The 1,529-nt window shown below is 47.3% G+C and carries 1 protein-coding gene; it reads right to left on the reverse strand.

The features are described 5' to 3' along the window. The coding region (gene gcvPB, locus A3738_RS28070; RefSeq protein WP_068764010.1) for an aminomethyl-transferring glycine dehydrogenase subunit GcvPB at positions 1-1,386 on the reverse strand (1,386 nt) is incomplete at its 3' end. Positions 1,387-1,529: the final 143 nt, after the last annotated feature.

Genomic DNA, 1,529 nt, shown 5'->3' on the forward strand with positions numbered 1-1,529 from the left:
TGGTTGCGTGTAAGGTGCATGCTTAACAAGATCAGCATTTTCTTCCGCCTCTTGTTGTATCTCAACCATTGCTTGAACGAAGCCCTCTAATTCTTCGATCGACTCAGTTTCAGTCGGCTCGATTAAGAAACACTCAGGCACCAATAATGGGAAATAAGTGGTCGGCGCATGATAGCCTTTATCCAACAAGCGCTTCGCAAAATCCATAGCATTAACGCCCAAGCCTTTCGCTTGTTCGCTTAAGGTGATAATGAATTCATGCGTTGCACGACGCTCGGGATAAGCAAGCTTGAAACCAGCATCGGACATTAATTTCGCCATGTAATTAGCATTAAGCGTTGAATATTCACCAACACGATGCAAACCATCTCTACCCAGCAATACTGCGTACACATAAGCACGAAGCAAAATTCCAGCATTTCCCATAAAGGCACTCAAACGACCAATACTGTCTGGCAACTCGTCATCATCAATCCAAACGTACTGATCGTCTTTTTTGCCTGCAATCGGTGTTGGTAGGTACGGCAACAAACGTTCACCAACAGCAACAGGGCCAGCACCGGGACCGCCACCACCATGCGGCGTAGCGAAAGTTTTATGCAGGTTCATGTGCAAAACATCAAACCCCATATCTCCAGGGCGAACCTTACCTAAAATAGCATTCAAGTTCGCACCATCGTAATAAAGCAAACCACCTGCTTCATGCACCGTTTTCGAAATCGCTTCGATTTGACGTTCAAACACTCCACAAGTCGATGGGTTGGTCATCATGATCCCTGCGGTTTGAGGACCCACAGCTTCTTTCAAGGCATCAAGATCGACATCACCGTCCGGTAGTACAGGAATCTCACGAACCTTGTAACCACACATAACCGCTGTCGCAGGGTTAGTACCATGCGCCGCTTCAGGAACGATAATTTCCTGACGAGCTGTATCGCCACGTGCATCATGATACGCCTTGATCATCGCAACACCCGCAAACTCGCCCTGCGCTCCCGCCATTGGTGTTAACGAAACGCCTGCCATGCCGGTTACTTCTTTAAGAATCTCTTGCAACTCGTAAATGCAAGAAAGATAGCCTTGGCTGTGCGATTGAGGCGCTAAAGGGTGACGAGCCAGATGCCCCGGCAAACTTGCAGCTTTATGTGCACCGCGAGGATTGTATTTCATCGTACAGGAGCCTAAAGGATAGAACTGCGTATCGATGGAAAAGTTTTTACGCGATAGATTCGTAAAATGACGAACAACTNGCAGTTCAGATGCCTCAGGTAATTTAGCCGCATCTTTACGACGAAATTCTGCAGGAATGCCAGAAAGCTCAGCCTTATTACTTGGCGCTTGAGCGGTCGCTCGACGACCCGGAGAACTCTTTTCAAAAATCAACATTACACAGCCTCCGTTTCTAATAGTGCCTGTTGCATGGCATCGCGATATTTATCTAAATCTGTTTGTGTCTTTGTTTCTGTCGCGCAGAACAAAATAGCGTTGCCAAGCTCTGGGTAATAAGGCGCGAGATCAATCCCACCTAA

It is taken from the genome of Oleiphilus sp. HI0066, assembly GCF_001635725.1.